The sequence below is a fragment of the Streptomyces sp. NPDC051907 genome (assembly GCF_040681075.1).
GTDB lineage: Bacteria > Actinomycetota > Actinomycetes > Streptomycetales > Streptomycetaceae > Streptomyces.
Genome location: NZ_JBFAYB010000100.1, coordinates 1 through 17,808 on the forward strand (window position 1 = coordinate 1; position 17,808 = coordinate 17,808).

Here is a 17,808-nt window from a genome sequence, read left to right on the forward strand (position 1 = left end):
GACCCTGTGGGAGAGTAGGACGCCGCCGAACAATCATTGTGGGAGAGCCCCGCACCTTATGGTGCGGGGCTTTTCTGCGTTCAAGACCCATTACGTCTCCAGAGCCCTTAACGGCCGGCCGGACCCCTGTGTATGAGCGGACCCTGGCTGAGGGTAGGGTCAGGGGGCATCGTTGGCACGTTCCTCACAGGAGGCCCCCGGGTGGAGGTCCAGGAGACCCGCGTTCAGACGGACCGGGTACTCACCATCCCCAACATCCTCAGCATGGCGCGCCTTGCCGGTGTGCCGCTCTTCCTGTGGCTGATTCTCCGCCCCGAGTTCGGCGGGCCCGACAGCGATGGCTGGGCATTGCTGGTTCTGATGCTGAGCGGCGTCAGCGACTATCTCGACGGCAAGCTCGCCCGGCGCTGGAACCAGATCAGCAGCCTGGGCCGAATCCTCGACCCGGCCGCCGACCGTCTGTACATTCTGTCCACTCTCGTAGGACTGACCTGGCGCGAGATTCTGCCCATCTGGCTCACCGCCGCCCTTTTGGCTCGGGAGCTGATGCTGCTGGTGATGGTGGGAATCCTCCGCCGGCACGGCTATCCGCCGCCCCAGGTGAACTTCCTGGGCAAGGCAGCTACGTTCAACCTGATGTATGCCTTCCCGCTGCTGTTGCTCAGTGACGGAACTGGGTGGCTTGCGTCACTGGCTGCTATTTTCGGATGGGCGTTCGCTGGATGGGGTACAACTCTCTACTGGTGGGCAGGGATCCTCTATGTGGTCCAGGTCCGCCGGCTCGTCAAGGCGGACGTAGCGGCCGATTGACCTCGTCGGCGCGGTGCCGTGCAGTGACGCCGCCCGCGCATGACGCCAGAGGGCCTCTTTGGGCGGGTGAAGTCGGCTAGACCGTCGTCTCTTCAAGGAGGACGCTTCCGACATGAAGGCCGTTGTGATGGCTGGCGGCGAAGGAACTCGACTTCGCCCCATGACCTCGAGTATGCCCAAGCCACTCCTGCCAGTGGCCAATCGGCCGATCATGGAGCATGTGCTGCGGCTGCTCAAGCGGCATGGACTCAATGAGACCGTCGTAACCGTGCAGTTTCTCGCCTCCCTCGTCCGGAACTATTTCGGCGACGGCGAAGAGCTCGGAATGGAGCTCACCTATGCCAACGAGGAGAAACCGCTCGGCACCGCGGGGAGCGTCAAGAATGCCGAGGAGGCGCTGAAGGACGACGCGTTCCTCGTCATCTCGGGCGACGCTCTCACCGACTTCGATCTCACCGACCTGATCGCCTTCCACAAGGAGAAGGGCGCACTGGTCACGGTGTGCCTCACCCGCGTGCCGAATCCCCTGGAATTCGGTATCACCATCGTGGACGAAGAAGGCAAGGTCGAGCGATTCCTGGAGAAGCCGACCTGGGGGCAGGTCTTCTCGGACACGGTCAACACGGGCATCTATGTGATGGAGCCCGAGGTATTCGACTACGTCCAGGCCGACGTCTCCGTGGACTGGTCCGGCGATGTGTTCCCGCAGCTGATGAAGGAAGGCAAGCCGATCTACGGCTATGTCGCCGAGGGCTACTGGGAGGACGTCGGCACCCACGAGAGCTACCAGAAGGCCCAGGCCGATGTGCTCGAGGGCAAGGTCGAGGTGGAGATCGACGGATTCGAGATCTCCCCGGGCGTCTGGGTCGCGGAGGGCGCGGAAGTGCATCCGGACGCCGTTCTGCGCGGGCCGCTGTACATCGGCGACTACGCCAAGATCGAAGCCGATGTGGAGATCCGCGAGCACACCGTCGTGGGCTCCAACGTGGTCGTCAAGAGCGGAGCGTTCCTCCATAGGGCCGTCGTCCACGACAACGTCTACATCGGCGAGCACTGCAACCTCCGAGGCTGCGTGATCGGCAAGAACACCGACATCATGCGGGCCGCGCGCATCGAGGACGGCGCGGTGATCGGAGACGAGTGCCTCGTCGGCGAAGAATCGATCGTTCAGGGCAATGTGCGGGTCTATCCGTTCAAGACCATCGAGGCCGGCGCGTTCGTCAATACGTCGGTGATCTGGGAGTCCCGGGGCCAGGCGCACCTCTTCGGCGCCCGGGGCGTCACCGGGATCCTCAATGTGGAGATCACCCCAGAGGTCGCGGTGCGCCTGGCCGGCGCGTACGCCACCACGCTGAAGAAGGGCGCGACCGTCACCACGGCGCGTGACCACTCCCGCGGTGCGCGTGCGCTCAAGCGGGCGGTGATCTCGGCGCTGCAGGCCAGCGCCATCGACGTACGCGACCTGGAGAACGTGCCGCTGCCCGTCGCACGGCAGCAGACCGCGCGAGGCAGCGCCGGCGGCATCATGATCCGTACGTCTCCGGGCGTCCCGGACTCCGTCGACATCATGTTCTTCGACGAGCGGGGAGCGGACCTCTCGCAGGCCGGGCAGCGGAAGCTGGACCGGGTGTACGCGCGCCAGGAGTACCGGCGGGCGTTCCCCGGCGAGATCGGCGACCTGCACTTCCCGTCGAGCGTCTTCGACTCGTACACCGGCTCGCTGCTGCGCAACGTCGACACCTCCGGCATCGCCGACTCCGGGCTGAAGGTCGTCATCGACGCGTCCAACGGCAGCGCCGGCCTGGTCCTGCCCAGCCTGCTCGGTCGTCTCGGGGTGGACTCGCTGACGATCAACCCGGGGCTCGACGAGGCACGGCCCACGGAGTCGGCCGACACCCGGCGCTCCGGGCTCGTGCGGCTCGGGGAGATCGTGGCGTCCGCGCGGGCGGCCTTCGGAGTCCGCTTCGACCCGGTGGGCGAGCGGCTGTCCCTGGTCGACGAGCGGGGGCGGATCGTCGAGGACGACCGCGCCCTGCTGGTGATGCTCGACCTGGTGGCCGCCGAGCGGCGCAGCGGCCGGGTGGCTCTGCCGGTGACGACCACCAGGATCGCGGAGCAGGTGGCGGCGTACCACGGCACCCAGGTGGAGTGGACGACGACCTCGCCCGACGATCTGACCCGGGTGGGCCGCGAGGATACGACGATCTTCGGCGGCGACGGGCGCGCCGGCTTCATCGTCCCGGAGTTCAGCAGCGTCTTCGACGGTTCGGCGGCGTTCGTACGCCTGCTCGGCCTGGTGGCCCGTACGCAGCTCACGCTCAGCCAGATCGACGCGCGGATTCCGCGGGCGCATGTGCTGCGGCGGGATCTGGCGACGCCGTGGGCGGTCAAGGGGCTCGTGATGCGGCGGGTCGTCGAGGCGGCCGGGGACCGGCACGTCGACACGACCGACGGCGTGCGGATCGTGGAGGCCGACGGACGGTGGGTGATGGTCCTTCCCGACCCCGCCGAGGCCGTCACCCATCTGTGGGCGGAGGGGCCCGACGACGCTTCGGCACAGGCCCTCCTCGACGAGTGGGCCGGCGTGGTGGACAGCGCAGGTGACTGAGGGTGTGACACAGCGGCGCCGGAGGCCGTCCACGGACGGCTTCCGGCTCGCCGGTGGGGCCATTCGGCGGTAACCGCTGCGACGTGCGACGATGTGCGGCATGTCGCAGCAGCCCCCCGATCGGAGCACCGGCTCTCCGCCCCCGCGTCCCGACGCGTCGATGTCGCTGCTGACCAACGTCATGGAGCACAGCCTCGACGACGGCTACGCGGAGGCGGCGGCCCGCAGGGACGCCGCCGGCGCCGGTCTGCCCCGTACGCTGCGGGCCAAGCTGGCGCTCGCGGCCGGTCTGGTGCTGGCGGCGGCCATCGTCACCGTGGGCGCCGCTGAGGCGCGGATATCGGCGCCGGTCGTCGCGAAGGAGCGCGAGGAGCTCATCGACCGCATCGACGCGGAGACCTCGGCCGCCGACGAGCTGGCGCGCAGCGTGGACACGCTCCGTGACGAGGTCGGGGACCGCCAGCGGAAGGCGCTCAAGACGCAGGGCGGCGAGCAGGGCGAGCTCCTCGCGCTGCTCTCCGGCGCCACCCCGGTGCACGGGCCGGGTGTGAAGCTCGTCGTCGACGACGCGAAGGACACCGATCAGGGCGGCGGCGGACCGCGCGAGACCAGCGGCTTCTCCGACACCGGGCGGGTGCGCGACCGCGATATGCAGCGGGTCGTGAACGGCCTGTGGGAGTCGGGGGCCGAGGCGGTCTCGATCAACGGCCAGCGGCTGACGTCCCTGTCGGCGATCCGTGCGGCCGGCGACGCCATACTGGTCGACAACAGGCCGCTGGTGCCGCCGTACACAGTGCTCGCGGTGGGGGACGGGAAGAAGTTGAGCACCGCGTTCCAGGACAGCGCCGACGGACAGTATCTCCAGGCGCTGCAGGAGAACTTCGGTATCCGCAGCAGCATTTCCACTGAGGACGAGGTGCGCCTGCCGGCGGCGCCGAGCTTGATCGTACGTACAGCAGAGCCGAGGACCGCCGACGCCGGCAAGGGCGAGGGCCGGGGCACGGCTGACACAGGGAAGGGCACATCGTGATCGCCGTACTGGGCCTCGTCGTGGGAGTCGTGGTCGGACTGTTCGTCCGGCCCGAGGTGCCGGCGGTGGTCGAGCCCTATCTGCCGATCGCCGTCGTCGCGGCTCTGGACGCCGTCTTCGGCGGCCTGCGGGCGATGCTGGACGGGATCTTCGTCGACAAGGTCTTCGTCGTCTCCTTCCTGTCGAACGTGGTGGTGGCCGCCCTGATCGTCTTCCTGGGCGACAAGTTGGGGGTCGGCGCCCAGCTGTCCACGGGTGTCGTCGTCGTGCTCGGCATCCGGATCTTCTCCAACGCTGCCGCGATCCGCCGGCATGTGTTCCGGGCGTGAGGCCGATGAGCGACGAGCCGATGAGCAACGAACCGACCGGCGGCGAACCGACCGGCAAGCCTCCGGCAGGCAAGGGCCCGATCGGCGGCGAAGCGACCGGCAAGGGTCCAGAAGGCAACGGCGCACCGAGCGACAAGCCTGCGGCCAACCAGTCGGCGCCCGGCGGCGACAGCCCCCAGGGCGAGGCGCCGCAGACGCACGAGCTGCCGCCGGAGCAGCCTGCGGCGGCACAGCCGCCGGCAGCGAGCCCTGAGCCGCCGCAGCAGCTGGGGCGGCAGCGCCTGGCCGCGGGACTGTGGCCGCCGCGCGTCACCCGCGCCCAACTCATCGTCGCCGTCCTGCTGTTCGTCCTCGGACTGGGGCTTGCCATCCAGGTACGCTCGAACAGCGACGACAGCGCGCTGCGCGGCGCCCGCCAGGAGGACTTGGTGCGCATCCTCGACGAGCTCGACGACCGCACCCAGCGGCTCGAAGACGAGAAGCAGCGCCTCGAGGACCAGCGCACCGAGCTGGAGAACAGCTCGGATCAAGCCGAAGAGGCGCGGAAGCAGACGCTCCAGAAAGAGCAGCAGCTGGGCATCCTGGCCGGCACCGTCGCGGCCCAGGGGCCCGGCATCACGCTGACCATCCAGGATCCGTCCGGCACGGTCGAGTCGGACATGCTGCTCGACGCGATCCAGGAGCTGCGCGCAGCGGGCGCCGAAGCGATTCAGCTCAACGGGATCCGGGTGGTCGCCAGCACGCATTTCTCCGGCAGCGGCGGAGAGATCGAGGTGGACGGGGAACCGATCGCCGCACCGTACGTCTTCAAGGTCATCGGCAAGCCGCAGGACCTCGAGCCGGCGCTCAACATCCCCGGCGGTGTGGTGCAGACACTGGAGAAGGAGCAGGCCACGGCCACTGTGGTCCGCTCGGAGACGATCGTTGTAGATGCCTTGCGACCTGCGAAGCAGCCTGACTACGCTCAGTCGTCGTCGCAGTGAGGCAGGGGCACATGGGGTATGCCGCACCGGGGCAGGAGATTGCGGGGGGTCGACGCATCACAACCGTGGTGCGTGGTGGAAACTGTCTGGTGGATACGGACGTTGTGAGGATGTCCGGGTCGGCAGGTGTGTTCATTGAGGGTTCGTCCTGCCCCACGGGCGGGTCTGTTTCGGTCAAGGGGAATCGCCCGTGAAGTTGTTTGGGAAGTTGTTCGGCAAGAGCGCACGCGAGGACGGCGGCAACGCCAGGCATCGCGCGCCGCGCCATGGCCAGGACGGGGAGCAGGGCGCTGAGCGGCCGCTCTTCAGGGATGAGGTCGGTGGTCCGGGCGGTGACAATTCGGGCGGTCAGGGCGCGTCGTCTGTTGACCCTGCCGGTGCCGGCCGCATAGGTTTCGGAGAACCGTCAAGCTCAAGTACGGGTGGAGGGTTCGCGTCCGACCCGTATGCGACCAATCCCCACGCGGGACAGCCGCGGCAGGAGGATCCGTCCATGGCTGCTTTGGTCTGTACGAGGTGTGGGAACCGCAATGCCGAGGCCAGCCGGTTCTGCTCCAACTGCGGCGCGCCGCTGCGCGGCGGGGCCCCGGCCGAGCGTCCGTCGGAGACGACCTCCACGATCTCCATCTCCGGTCTCGAGGCGTACGACTCCGAGGTGACGGGGCAGACGCAGCTCCCGTCGCTCTCTCCTGAGGCGCAGGCCGCGGTCGACGCGCTGCCGCTGGGCTCGGCGCTGCTGGTGGTCCGCCGCGGACCGAACTCCGGAAGCCGCTTCCTGCTGGACGGCGAGCTGACGACGGCCGGCCGCCACCCGCAGAGCGACATCTTCCTCGACGACGTGACGGTCTCGCGCCGCCATGTGGAGTTCCGCCGGGGGAACGACGGCACGTTCAGCGTCTCGGACGTCGGCAGCCTGAACGGCACCTACGTCAACCGCGAGCGGATCGACTCGGTTCTCCTGGCCAACGGCGACGAGGTCCAGATCGGCAAGTACCGACTGGTCTTCTACGCGAGCCAGCGGGGCGTGTGACCCTCTCCCGGACTCTGTCCGGGGGGACCCCAGGGAAGGTAGATGCTGCGAACACCGACGGGCGGCGCCGGTCACGGCGCCGCCGGCTCGGGCGAGCGGCTGATGAGCATCGGCACGGTGCTCCATCAGCTGCGCGACGAGTTTCCCGAAGTCACGATCTCCAAGATTCGCTTTCTGGAGGCCGAAGGGCTGGTCGAGCCGCGGCGGACGCCGTCCGGGTACCGCAAATTCAGTGCGCAGGACGTGGAGCGGCTCGCTCAGGTGCTGCGGATGCAGCGCGACCACTACCTCCCGCTGAAGGTCATCCGTGAGCACCTGGACGCCGTGGTCCGCGGCGAACGGGCGCAGCTGCCCGTGCAGGGCCAGCCCAGGGATCTGCTGGACGGCGGCTGGGACCTGGAGCCCGAGCGCCCGACGGCCGCCAGACTGGGCCGTGCGGAGCTCCTGGCGGCCGCTGAGGTGAGCGAGGAGGAGCTGGCCGAGTGGGAGTCGTACGGCCTGCTCGCACCCGGTCAGGACGGCGGCTACGACTCCGAGTCCGCGACCGTGGCCAGGCTGGTGGCGGATCTGGGCAGATTCGGGCTGGAACCGCGCCATCTGCGCGCCATGAAAGCCGCCGCGGAGCGCGAGGCGGGGCTGGTCGAACAAGTGGTCGCTCCGCTGCGCCGACACCGTAATCCGCAGACCAGAGCCCATGCCGAGGCGACCGCGAAAGAGCTGGCAGCGCTCTCCGTACGGCTGCACGCGGCCCTTGTGCAGACCGCGCTCGGAGTACGGCTGACCTGATCTTGGGGGAGCCCGACTACCCAAACCGGTCGAGCACGTCCTAGGGTTGCTGTGTGAACGAGCTCGACGTAGTGGGTGTCCGGGTCGAAATGCCCTCGAACCAACCGATCGTGCTCCTGCGTGAAGTGGGAGGCGACCGGTACCTCCCCATTTGGATCGGTCCGGGGGAGGCGACCGCCATTGCCTTCGCCCAGCAGGGCATGGCGCCGGCGAGGCCGCTGACCCACGATCTCTTCAAGGACGTGCTGGAGGCGGTGGGCCAGGAGCTCACCGAGGTGCGGATCACCGACCTGCGCGAAGGCGTCTTCTACGCGGAGCTGGTCTTCGCCAGCGGCGTCGAGGTGAGCGCCCGGCCGTCCGACGCCATAGCGCTGGCCCTGCGCACGGGGACGCCGATCTACGGCAGCGACGGGGTGCTCGACGACGCGGGGATCGCGATTCCGGACGAGCAGGAGGACGAGGTGGAGAAGTTCCGCGAGTTCCTCGATCAGATCTCGCCCGAGGACTTCGGCACCAACAGTCAGTGACCGCCGGGCCGACGGCGCTGTGAGCGCATTCGAGTAGCCGTTCCCGGTATCGGGGCACGGGAAACCACTCTCAGGGTGATTATCACTCGGCGTGCCGAGTGTGGCGATCGTTGACGCGCCCCTGGTGACTGCCTACCGTCGAGATGGCAGGTCAAGGACGGAGGTCGGCGTGAGCAGCAGCGGCGACGGTACGGCAGGGGGCGCCACCGGACGGAGTCCGGTGGAGAGCGGGCCGTATCCGCTACACGACAGTGCGCCCGAGCCGTCCACGGAGACGGTCGGCTATCGCGGCCCGACCGCGTGCGCGGCGGCGGGCATCACCTATCGGCAGTTGGACTACTGGGCGCGCACCGGCCTGGTCGAGCCCAGCGTGCGGCCGGCGTACGGCTCCGGCACCCAGCGGCTCTACAGCTTTCGCGACGTGGTCGTCCTCAAGATCGTCAAGCGTTTCCTCGACACCGGGGTCGCCCTGCAGAACATCCGCACCGCGGTGCGGCACCTGCAGGCGCGCGGCTTCCGGGACCTGGAGCGGATGACGCTGATGAGCGATGGCGCGACGGTCTACGAGTGCTCGTCGCCCGACGAGGTCGTCGACCTCCTCCAGGGCGGCCAGGGAATCTTCGGGATCGCGGTCGGCGTGGTGTGGCGGGACGTGGAGGCGGCGCTGTCCCAGCTGCACGGCGAGCGGGTCGACACGGGCGAGACGCTGGTCGGGCACAATCCCGCGGACGAGCTGGCCAGGCGCAGACGCGACCGCGCGGTCTGAGGGCGCCTCGCTCTCTCGGGAGCGCCTGTGGTGCCGTGGCCTCCCGCGAGGGCTGGTCGGCCGGGGCATGCTCCCGTGAGGGCTCGTCGGCCGTCTGAGGGCCGCTCATGGACCGTCTCGGGGGCGCTGCGAGCGATCTCGGACTGAGTTCCCGCGGTGCTCGGGCCTGGTGTCCGCGGTGCTCGGGCGCCCCGTCCGCGGTGCTCAGGCCCGTTGTCAGTGGTCTAGGGCAGCATCGAGGGTGTGAGAACCGCGCCGACGATCCTGCATCTGGACATGGATGCCTTCTTCGCCGCCGCCGAGCAGGCGGCGAAGCCGAGTCTGCGCGGAAAGCCGGTGGTTGTCGGCGGGCTGGGGCCGCGCGGAGTCGTCGCCACCGCGTCGTACGAGGCCCGACGGTTCGGGGTGCATTCGGCGATGCCGATGGCGCAGGCCAGACGGCTCGCGCCGAACGCCGCGTATCTGGTGCCGCGCTTCTCGCTGTACCGGTCGGTGAGCGAGCAGGTGATGGAGCTGCTGGGGCGGCTGTCGCCGCTGGTCGAGCCGCTGAGCCTGGACGAGGCGTTCGTCGACCTGGAGGCCGGGGGCGCGGCGGACGACGCGCGGTCCGCGCGGGAGACAGGCGAGCGGCTGCGGGCGGACATCCGGGCGGTCACGGGGCTCACGGGGTCGGTCGGGCTCGCCGGATCCAAGATGCTTGCGAAGATCGCCTCCGAGCAGGCGAAGCCCGACGGACTGGTGCTCATAGTGCCGGGCACGGAACGGGAGCTGCTCGGGCCGATGTCCGTGCGGACGCTGCCCGGGGTCGGGCCGGCGACCGGGGAGCATCTGCGGCGGGCCGGCATGACGACGGTCGCCGATCTGGCGGAGGCGGGCGAGGACGAGCTCGTACGGCTGCTGGGCAGGGCGCACGGGGCCTCGCTGTATCTGATGGCCCAGGGGTACGACGACCGGCCCGTGGTCGCCGAGCGGGACGCCAAGTCGGTGTCGGTGGAGGACACCTTCGACGTGGACCTGCACGACCGGGTGCGGGTGCGGATCGAGGTGGAGCGGCTGGCCGAGCGGTGTGTGCAGCGGCTGCGGGCGTCCGGGCACTCGGGGCGGACCATCGTGCTGAAGGTGCGGCGGTTCGACTTCTCGACCCTGACGCGCTCGGAGACGCTGCGCGGCCCGACGGACGATCCCGCCGTGGTGCGGGAGGCCGCGGCGCGGCTGCTGGAGGCCGTGGACACGACGGGCGGGGTGCGGCTGCTGGGGGTGGGCGTGACCGGGCTCGCCGACTACACGCAGGAGGACCTCTTCGCACAGGCCGCGGCGGCTGAGGCCGAGGCTGCGGAGACGGCTGGCGGGGCTGCGGCCGCCGGGGGCGGGGAGACGGCGGAGGGCGCGTCCTCGCCCCCGGCGGCCGACGAGGCTCCCGGCGGACGGGAGAGACGCGAGGGCGGGGGAGTGGACGGCGCGGCGGCAGGCTCGGCTGCGGGTGCTGCGGGTGCTGCGGGTGCTGCGGGTGCTGCGGGCGGTGCGGGCGGTGCGGGCGACGTGGAGCCGAGCGCTCCGGAGCAGCGGCGCTGGCATGCCGGGCACGACGTACGGCATGCCGTGTACGGGGCCGGGTGGGTGCAGGGCAGCGGGGTCGGGCGGGTCACGGTGCGGTTCGAGGAGCCGTGGTCGCCGCCGGGGCGCGTACGCACCTTCCGGGTGGACGACCCCGACCTGGAGCCCGCCGATCCGCTGCCCCTGGTCAGGCCTTCCGAGGAAGCGCTGCTCGCCGGCGAGGCTGCCTCGGGCGCGCTTACGTCAGGCCCGTCCGATGATCCGGGCCCGTCCTTCGAGGAGGCGCCTCAGTCCTCCGTGCCGGCCAGCCGGCCGAAGTCCCGGTCCTTGCCGGAGGAGGGGGCGGACGTCTCGGGCGGCGCGGAGATCTCCAAGCCGTAGTGGTGGTAGAGCTGGAGCTCCTGCTCGGGGGAGAGATGGCGGCCGACGCCGAAGTCCGGAGCGTCCTTGATCAGCGAGCGCTCGTAGGGCACGTGCAGCGCGTTGTCGACGACCTTGCTGGGCTCCAGCGGCACGAACGCGTCCCGGCTGAAGATGCCGGTGCGCACAGCCGCCCATTCGGGCGCCCCGGTGGCGTCGTCGAGGTACACCTCGTCCACCGTGCCGAGCTTGGCCCCATTGCGGTCGAACGCCTTGCGGCCGATCAGGCTGCGCGGATCGATGTCGGTCTGCACGGTCCCTCCAAAAGGTCGCAATGCTCGCAATCGACTGTAAATACTACAAAAGTGCAGATCGGTGGCGTCGGCCACTTGAGCGATCGGCGAGGGAGTGCGCTGGTACCCTGGCAAACGGCTGCTGACCCCGTGCGGGAGAGTCCTCCGGTGAAACTGCCGGCGGCGCCGAAGGAGCAAATCCTCCCCGGAATCTCTCAGGCCCCTGTACCGCACGGACGAGGTCACTCTGGAAAGAAGGGCGGGCGTCGGACGGCATCCGCTCTCACCGACGGTGAAAGTCGGAGCGTTCCGCATGCGGGAAATCCCCGTGCCGGGGCCCTCCGGTGAAACTCTCAGGTTGAGATGACAGAGGGGGAGGCCGTCCGGGCATCCGCGCCGCGGTGCCCCTCGAAGGTCGTGTCAGACCAGGAGGCCTCCTTAATGACCGCCAACCGCATTCCTCTCTCCCAGTTGGAGCGGGGCACCCCGTTCGAGCAGCGCCACATCGGGCCCGACGCCGAGGCCCAGGCCAAGATGCTCGCGCAGGTGGGATACGGCTCGCTCGACGAGCTCACCGCCGCAGCGGTGCCTGATGTGATCAAGAGCGCGGAGGCCCTGAACCTCCCGGGCGCGCGCACCGAAGCCGAGGTGCTCGCCGAGCTGCGCGACCTCGCCGACCGCAACCAGGTCCTCGCGCCGATGATCGGGCTCGGCTACTACGGCACCTTCACGCCGCCGGTCATCCTGCGCAACGTCATGGAGAACCCGGCCTGGTACACCGCGTACACGCCCTACCAGCCGGAGATCTCGCAGGGGCGGCTCGAAGCGCTCCTCAACTTCCAGACCGTGGTCGCGGACCTGACCGGCCTGCCCACCTCCGGCGCGTCGCTGCTGGACGAGGGCACGGCCGCAGCCGAGGCCATGTCGCTCGCCCGCCGGGTCGGCAAGGTCAAGGACGGCGTCTTCCTGATCGACGCCGACGCGCTGCCGCAGACCATCGCGGTGATCGAGACCCGCGCCGAGCCGACCGGCGTCGAGGTCGTCACCGCGGACCTGAGCGACGGCATCCCCGCCGAGATCGCCGAGCGCGGCGTCTTCGGCGTGCTGCTCCAGTACCCGGGCGCCTCCGGCGCGGTCCGGGACATCAAGCCCGTCATCGACCAGGCCCACGAGCTCGGCGCGATCGTCACCGTCGCCGCCGACCTGCTGGCGCTGACCCTGCTCACCTCGCCCGGCGAGCTGGGCGCGGACATCGCCGTCGGCACCACCCAGCGCTTCGGCGTCCCGATGGGCTTCGGCGGCCCGCACGCCGGCTTCATGGCCGTCCGCGACAAGTTCGCGCGCAGCCTGCCCGGCCGCCTCGTCGGCGTCTCCGTGGACGCGGACGGCAACAAGGCCTACCGCCTCGCCCTGCAGACCCGTGAGCAGCACATCCGCCGCGAGAAGGCCACCAGCAACATCTGCACCGCCCAGGTGCTCCTCGCCGTGATGGCCGGTATGTACGCGGTCTACCACGGCCCCGACGGCCTCAAGGGCATCGCCCAGCGCACCCACCGCTACGCGACGATCCTGGCGGCGGGCCTGAAGGCCGGCGGCGTCGAGGTCGTGCACGGCGCCTACTTCGACACGCTCACCGTGCGCGTCCCCGGCCGGGCCGCCGACGTGGTCGCCGCCGCGCGCGAGGGCGGGGTCAACCTCCACCTCGCCGACGCCGACCATGTGTCGATCTCCTGCGACGAGACCACCGGCCGCGCGCAGCTGGCCGCGGTGTGGACCGCCTTCGGGGTCGAGGCCGACGTCGAGGCGCTCGACGCCGTCGCCGAGGACACGCTGCCCGCAGCCCAGCTGCGCGGCGACGAGTACCTCGCCCACCCGGTCTTCCACCAGCACCGCTCCGAGACCGCGATGCTGCGCTACCTGCGCAAGCTCGCCGACCGCGACTACGCGCTGGACCGCGGCATGATCCCGCTCGGCTCCTGCACGATGAAGCTGAACGCGACCACCGAGATGGAGCCGGTCACCTGGCCGGAGTTCGGCGCCATGCACCCGTTCGCGCCGGTCGAGCAGGCCGGCGGATACCTCACGCTCATCCACGAGCTGGAGGAACGTCTCTGCGAGGTCACCGGCTACGACCGCGTGTCCATCCAGCCCAACGCCGGCTCGCAGGGCGAGCTCGCGGGCCTGCTCGCCGTGCGCGCGTACCACCGCGCCAACGGCGACGACCAGCGCACCGTCTGCCTCATCCCCTCCTCCGCGCACGGCACCAACGCCGCCAGCGCCGTGATGGCGGGCATGAAGGTCGTCGTGGTGAAGACCGCCGACGACGGCGAGATCGACGTCGAGGACCTGCGCGCCAAGATCGAGCAGTACCGCGACGAGCTGTCCGTGCTCATGATCACGTACCCCTCGACGCACGGCGTGTTCGAGGAGCACGTCGCCGACATCTGTGCGCAGGTGCACGAGGCCGGCGGCCAGGTGTACGTCGACGGCGCGAACCTCAACGCGCTGGTCGGCCTCGCCAAGCCGGGCAAGTTCGGCGGCGACGTCTCGCACCTGAACCTGCACAAGACCTTCTGCATCCCGCACGGCGGCGGCGGCCCGGGCGTCGGCCCGGTGGGCGTGCGCGCGCACCTCGCGCCGTACCTGCCCAACCACCCGCTCCAGCCGACCGCGGGCCCGGAGACGGGCGTGGGGCCGATCTCGGCCGCTCCCTGGGGCTCGGCCGGCATCCTGCCGATCTCGTGGGCGTACGTCCGCCTGATGGGCGGCGAGGGCCTCAAGCGCGCGACGCAGGTCGCGGTGCTCGCGGCCAACTACATCGCCAAGCGCCTGGAGCCGCACTACCCGGTGCTCTACACCGGTCCGGCCGGTCTGGTCGCGCACGAGTGCATCGTCGACCTGCGGCCGCTGTCGAAGACGACCGGCGTGAGCGTCGACGACATCGCCAAGCGGCTGATCGACTATGGCTTCCACGCGCCCACGATGTCCTTCCCGGTGGCCGGCACGCTGATGATCGAGCCCACCGAGAGCGAGGACCTCAACGAGATCGACCGCTTCTGCGACACGATGATCGCGATCCGCGGCGAGATCGAGAAGGTCGCGTCCGGCGACTGGCCGGCCGAGGACAACCCGCTGTGCAACGCCCCGCACACCGCGGCCGCGCTGGGCGGGGAGTGGGAGCACCCCTACAGCCGTGACGAGGCGGTCTTCCCGGCCGGAGTGAGCGCCGCGGACAAGTACTGGCCGCCGGTGCGCCGGATCGACGGCGCCTTCGGCGACCGCAACCTCGTCTGCTCCTGCCCGCCGCTGGACGAGTACGACAACTGACGCGCACGGCGGACCGGCGCGTACGGCGACTGACCGGCGCGCCCTCCGCCGACGTGCGCGTCACGGCTGGCGCGTACGGGAGCCGAGCGCCTGCGGACATGCGTCGGGGCCGGTACGGAGAGCGATCTCCTTGCCGGCCCCTTGTCGTACGGACGGCGCTCAGGCGGCCGTCATCACCTGCCCGGTGCTCGTCGGCCGGTGCGGCGCGATGATCTGCCCGTCCGGCAGCAGTTCGCCGGTGTCCTCGAAGAGGAGGACTCCGTTGCACAGCAGGCTCCAGCCCTGCTCCGGGTGGTGCGCCACAAGACGCGCCGCCTCCCGGTCGGGCGAGTCGGAGGTGGGGCAGGATGGCTGGTGCTGGCACATGGGTGGGTTCTTTCGCTGCGGTGTAGTGAGTGTCCTGCGGCTCGATGAGCTGTTCATGGCCGCCCCCCGTATCTCTCGGTCCGATCCCAGTGTTGCCCCACGGGCGTCAATCCGCAGGGATTTCGCGACAGCTCTTCCTACTGGTTAGAGACGTATCACCCGGGCGGACGGTTCAACGCAACTCACCTGTCCTTTTGGATGGTTCGCAGTGGCCTCTTGGGACTAGTCCGGACGGGTCAGCAGCGCGCCCCGCGACCGGTTGGTCACGGGGCGCGAACAGCGTGCGAGCGGGCGGTCGCCGGGTGGGCGCGCGCCGAGCGGTCGATGTCAGGCGGGCGAGCCCAGCAGGGGCGCCGGCGTCAGCCGCAGCGTCATCACCGGGAGCAGTTCGGCGACCCGGTGCGGCCGGTGGGCCGCGATGCCGGGCGGCGCGGGCGCCAGCGGCACCAGCACGTCGGAGGGCTGGAGGGCGCCGGCCGACGCGTCGGCCTCGATGTCGCCGTGCAGCCATAGCGTGAGCATGTAGAGCTCGGGCACGGACAGGAGCCGGGGTTGGAAGGGAGTTCGTAGGGACTCGGCCTGGCGCAGCGCCCGTTCGGTAGAGGCGAGATAGGGGCCTTCGAAGAAGTGCGAGAACGTCCAGCCGTCGGGCGTGAGCGTCGTCTCCGCGGCGGCCACGGCGCGTTCGCCGGCGCGGATCAGAAAGCGCCAGCCCGTCAGGCGCGTGGCGGGACGTCCGTCGGTCGGGACTATCTGGTCCAGCACATGGACCGGAAGGGGCAGTTCGGGGCACGTGGGTCCCTGGACGGACCTGAGGGCCGGGGTGCGGTTCTCGCGTACTGCGGTGGGGGAGCAGAGTGCCGCGAGGACGCTGCGCAGGGCAGGCGCGGGGGCAGGGGGGACATGCAGCGGCATGGTGGGTCGCCTCTCACTTCGGAGACACGTTGGAGCGTGGGCAGGTGCGGACGGCACTGTCAGCGTGCGGGGCCAAGAGGGGGGCTGGAAGGCCCGCGGGCGCTAACTCTCTGCCTCGTTCGCGGAGTTTATACGACACGTGTTCACAGAGTGTTTCCGCTAGTAGACCCAGGCATTTCCGGCAAGGTGAGATCAGGTCTTTTTTATGCGGAGTTTCTGGCGATTTATGCGGAGCGCGATGCGCTCGCCTGCGATTCCGTCTCCGCTGCGGTAGGCCGAAACCGATCGGTGTTTTTCACCAGGCAGCGGGCAGTGGTAAATGCCCGCTGCGTCATGCCGCAGGAATGTGCCGCCCGCTCACTCACTCCACCCTACCGGGCTTGGCCCTTCCATGGGGCGATTCGGATCAGCGGGACGTTATAGATCAGTGAGTCTGGGCATTATCGTCCGTGACGCGGGCGGCCGGCGCTCCGTGGTGCCCACTCGAGGAGGGACGCTTTCGATGGGGGAGAAGGTCGAGGCAGGCGGCTGTGACCTGTCCGATCGGCAAATCTACCGGAGGAAGTTGCAGCAGTGCCTCGCGGGACTGGGGCGGCTGCTGTCGGAGAAGAGGTTCGACAGGCCCAGAAATCTCATGGGGCTGGAGATAGAGCTGAATCTCGCAGGCTCCGACGGACTGCCGAGGATGATGAATGCGGACGTTCTGGACCGCATCGCGAGCCAGGATTTCCAGACCGAGCTCGGAATGTTCAATCTCGAAGTGAACATCGTCCCGCACCGGCTCGGCGGCCGCGTTTTCGATCAGCTGGCGGAGGAGCTGCGCACCGGTCTTGGATATGCCCATCGCAAAGCCGTCGAGGCGGGCTCGGGCATCGTGATGATCGGAATTCTGCCGACGCTGGCCCAGCAGGACCTGGTCTTCGCGAATCTCTCGGACGTCGACCGGTACACCCTGCTCAACAACCAGATCGTCGCCGCGCGCGGCGAGGACTTCCAGCTCGACATCGACGGCGTGGAGCGGCTGACCTGCACATCGACGTCGATCGCGCCCGAAGCCGCCTGCACCTCGGTGCAGTTGCACCTCCAGGTGACCCCGGCGCGGTTCGCGGACGTGTGGAACGCGGCCCAGGCGGTGGCGGCCGTGCAGGTCGCCGTGGGCGCCAACGCGCCGTTCCTGTTCGGCAGAGAGCTGTGGCGCGAGTCGCGGCCGCCGCTGTTCCAGCAGGCCACCGACACCCGCCCGCCGGAGCTCCAGGCCCAGGGCGTCAGGCCGCGGACCTGGTTCGGGGAGCGGTGGGTGGACTCGGCGTACGAGCTCTTCGAGGAGAACCTGCGCTTCTTCCCCGCCCTGCTGCCCATCTGCGACGACGAGGACCCGCTGCGCGTCCTCGACGACGGCGGCGTGCCGAGCCTGCAGGAGCTCACCCTGCACAACGGCACGGTCTACCGCTGGAACAGGCCGGTGTACGGAGTCGTCGACGGCGTCCCGCATCTGCGGGTGGAGAACCGCGTCCTGCCCGCCGGGCCCACCGTCACGGACGTGATCGCGAACACCGCGTTCTACTACGGCCTGGTGCGCGCGCTTGCCGAGGAGGCGCGCCCGGTCTGGTCCCGGCTGCCGTTCGCCCTCGCCGCCGAGAACTTCGACACCGCGTGCCGCCATGGCATCGACGCCGAGCTCCAGTGGCCGCGGCCCGGCCGGGCGGGGGGCGTCACCCAGGTGCCCGCCGTCAAGCTCGTACGCGACGAGCTGCTGCCGCTCGCGGCCGCCGGGCTCGACGCGTGGAACATCGAGCCCGCCGACCGCGACTTCTATCTCTCCGTGATCGAGGAGCGGTGCCGGCGCCGGGTGAACGGCGCCTCCTGGCAGGCCGACACCTACCACCGTGCGCTGGAGGCGGGACTGGAGAGGGACGCCGCGCTCGCCGCCATGACGCGCCGCTACTGCGAGCTGATGCACCAGGGCGACCCGGTGCACACATGGCCGGTCGGCTTTCCGGGGTCCCGCGCGTGACGGGGTGTGGCCCTTGGCCGGGTGCTGCTCGTGACCGGGCCGGCTGCTGACCTGGACCGGCCCGGTCTTGACCGGGACCGGTGCCATCCGGGCGCTGGCTCACGGCCGGA

At 70.0% G+C, this 17,808-nt stretch carries 15 protein-coding genes and 1 riboswitch; of the genes, 12 read left to right on the forward strand and 3 right to left on the reverse strand.

Annotated elements, in window-relative coordinates:
* Positions 1–201: 201 nt before the first annotated feature.
* The 10 genes from AB0M39_RS34370 to AB0M39_RS34415 all read left to right on the forward strand — a co-directional run bounded on the left by AB0M39_RS34370 (position 202) and on the right by AB0M39_RS34415 (position 10,804).
* Positions 202–810, forward strand: coding sequence for a CDP-alcohol phosphatidyltransferase family protein (locus AB0M39_RS34370; RefSeq protein ID WP_365370810.1), 609 nt, complete (start codon positions 202–204; stop codon positions 808–810).
* A 112-nt stretch (positions 811–922) separates the two neighbouring features.
* The gene (locus AB0M39_RS34375; RefSeq protein ID WP_365370812.1) at positions 923–3,418 is read left to right on the forward strand and encodes a mannose-1-phosphate guanyltransferase; all 2,496 of its coding nucleotides are present in this window, start codon (positions 923–925) and stop codon (positions 3,416–3,418) included.
* A 100-nt stretch (positions 3,419–3,518) separates the two neighbouring features.
* Complete coding sequence (locus tag AB0M39_RS34380; protein WP_365370814.1) at positions 3,519–4,448, forward strand: DUF881 domain-containing protein; 930 nt, start codon at positions 3,519–3,521, stop codon at positions 4,446–4,448.
* Complete coding sequence (locus AB0M39_RS34385; protein ID WP_031069011.1) at positions 4,445–4,777, forward strand: small basic family protein; 333 nt, start codon at positions 4,445–4,447, stop codon at positions 4,775–4,777. Before AB0M39_RS34380 ends, AB0M39_RS34385 begins: the two co-directional genes overlap by 4 nt.
* Before the next feature lie 5 nt (positions 4,778–4,782).
* Complete coding sequence (locus AB0M39_RS34390) at positions 4,783–5,760, forward strand: DUF881 domain-containing protein (protein WP_365370816.1); 978 nt, start codon at positions 4,783–4,785, stop codon at positions 5,758–5,760.
* A 148-nt stretch (positions 5,761–5,908) separates the two neighbouring features.
* Complete coding sequence (locus AB0M39_RS34395) at positions 5,909–6,790, forward strand: FHA domain-containing protein (protein WP_365370854.1); 882 nt, start codon at positions 5,909–5,911, stop codon at positions 6,788–6,790.
* Positions 6,791–6,832: 42 nt separating this feature from the next.
* Positions 6,833–7,576 carry a MerR family transcriptional regulator gene (locus AB0M39_RS34400; protein WP_365370818.1) on the forward strand — a complete coding sequence of 248 codons (744 nt, stop codon included), beginning with the start codon at positions 6,833–6,835 and terminating at the stop codon, positions 7,574–7,576.
* 53 nt (positions 7,577–7,629) lie between these two features.
* A complete protein-coding gene (locus AB0M39_RS34405; RefSeq protein ID WP_006123076.1) occupies positions 7,630–8,103 on the forward strand; it encodes a bifunctional nuclease family protein in 474 nt (157 codons plus the stop codon).
* Positions 8,104–8,272: 169 nt separating this feature from the next.
* Positions 8,273–8,869, forward strand: a complete 597-nt coding sequence (locus tag AB0M39_RS34410; RefSeq protein WP_365370820.1) for a MerR family transcriptional regulator — start codon at positions 8,273–8,275, stop codon at positions 8,867–8,869.
* A 243-nt stretch (positions 8,870–9,112) separates the two neighbouring features.
* The gene (locus AB0M39_RS34415; RefSeq protein WP_365370822.1) at positions 9,113–10,804 is read left to right on the forward strand and encodes a DNA polymerase IV; all 1,692 of its coding nucleotides are present in this window, start codon (positions 9,113–9,115) and stop codon (positions 10,802–10,804) included.
* Here the strand turns inward: AB0M39_RS34415 and AB0M39_RS34420 are convergent.
* Positions 10,711–11,097, reverse strand: a complete 387-nt coding sequence (locus tag AB0M39_RS34420; RefSeq protein ID WP_365370824.1) for a PRC-barrel domain-containing protein — start codon at positions 11,095–11,097, stop codon at positions 10,711–10,713. The genes AB0M39_RS34415 and AB0M39_RS34420 overlap by 94 nt on opposite strands.
* A gap of 122 nt (positions 11,098–11,219) precedes the next feature.
* A riboswitch (glycine riboswitch) is annotated at positions 11,220–11,317 on the forward strand.
* A gap of 200 nt (positions 11,318–11,517) precedes the next feature.
* Here AB0M39_RS34420 and gcvP point away from each other — a divergent pair.
* Positions 11,518–14,403 carry an aminomethyl-transferring glycine dehydrogenase gene (gene gcvP, locus AB0M39_RS34425; protein ID WP_365370826.1) on the forward strand — a complete coding sequence of 962 codons (2,886 nt, stop codon included), beginning with the start codon at positions 11,518–11,520 and terminating at the stop codon, positions 14,401–14,403.
* A 159-nt stretch (positions 14,404–14,562) separates the two neighbouring features.
* On the opposite strand, the gene AB0M39_RS34430 is transcribed toward gcvP, so the two are convergent.
* Complete coding sequence (locus tag AB0M39_RS34430; RefSeq protein ID WP_365370828.1) at positions 14,563–14,769, reverse strand: DUF5999 family protein; 207 nt, start codon at positions 14,767–14,769, stop codon at positions 14,563–14,565.
* A 327-nt stretch (positions 14,770–15,096) separates the two neighbouring features.
* The gene (locus AB0M39_RS34435) at positions 15,097–15,684 is read right to left on the reverse strand and encodes a hypothetical protein (RefSeq protein ID WP_365370830.1); all 588 of its coding nucleotides are present in this window, start codon (positions 15,682–15,684) and stop codon (positions 15,097–15,099) included.
* A gap of 502 nt (positions 15,685–16,186) precedes the next feature.
* Between AB0M39_RS34435 and AB0M39_RS34440 the strand changes: the two genes are divergently transcribed.
* Complete coding sequence (locus AB0M39_RS34440) at positions 16,187–17,698, forward strand: glutamate--cysteine ligase (protein ID WP_365370832.1); 1,512 nt, start codon at positions 16,187–16,189, stop codon at positions 17,696–17,698.
* The last annotated feature ends 110 nt before the right edge of the window (positions 17,699–17,808 follow it).

Bases quoted from the DNA above. Each gene is read 5' to 3' on its own strand.
- AB0M39_RS34435 (WP_365370830.1), bottom strand. From the start codon at position 15,684: ATGCCGCTGCATGTCCCCCCTGCCCCCGCGCCTGCCCTGCGCAGCGTC.
- AB0M39_RS34390 (WP_365370816.1), top strand. From the start codon at position 4,783: ATGAGCGACGAGCCGATGAGCAACGAACCGACCGGCGGCGAACCGACC.
- AB0M39_RS34380 (WP_365370814.1), top strand. From the start codon at position 3,519: ATGTCGCAGCAGCCCCCCGATCGGAGCACCGGCTCTCCGCCCCCGCGT.
- AB0M39_RS34440 (WP_365370832.1), top strand. From the start codon at position 16,187: ATGGGGGAGAAGGTCGAGGCAGGCGGCTGTGACCTGTCCGATCGGCAA.
- gcvP (WP_365370826.1), top strand. From the start codon at position 11,518: ATGACCGCCAACCGCATTCCTCTCTCCCAGTTGGAGCGGGGCACCCCG.
- AB0M39_RS34375 (WP_365370812.1), top strand. From the start codon at position 923: ATGAAGGCCGTTGTGATGGCTGGCGGCGAAGGAACTCGACTTCGCCCC.
- AB0M39_RS34400 (WP_365370818.1), top strand. From the start codon at position 6,833: ATGCTGCGAACACCGACGGGCGGCGCCGGTCACGGCGCCGCCGGCTCG.
- AB0M39_RS34430 (WP_365370828.1), bottom strand. From the start codon at position 14,769: ATGTGCCAGCACCAGCCATCCTGCCCCACCTCCGACTCGCCCGACCGG.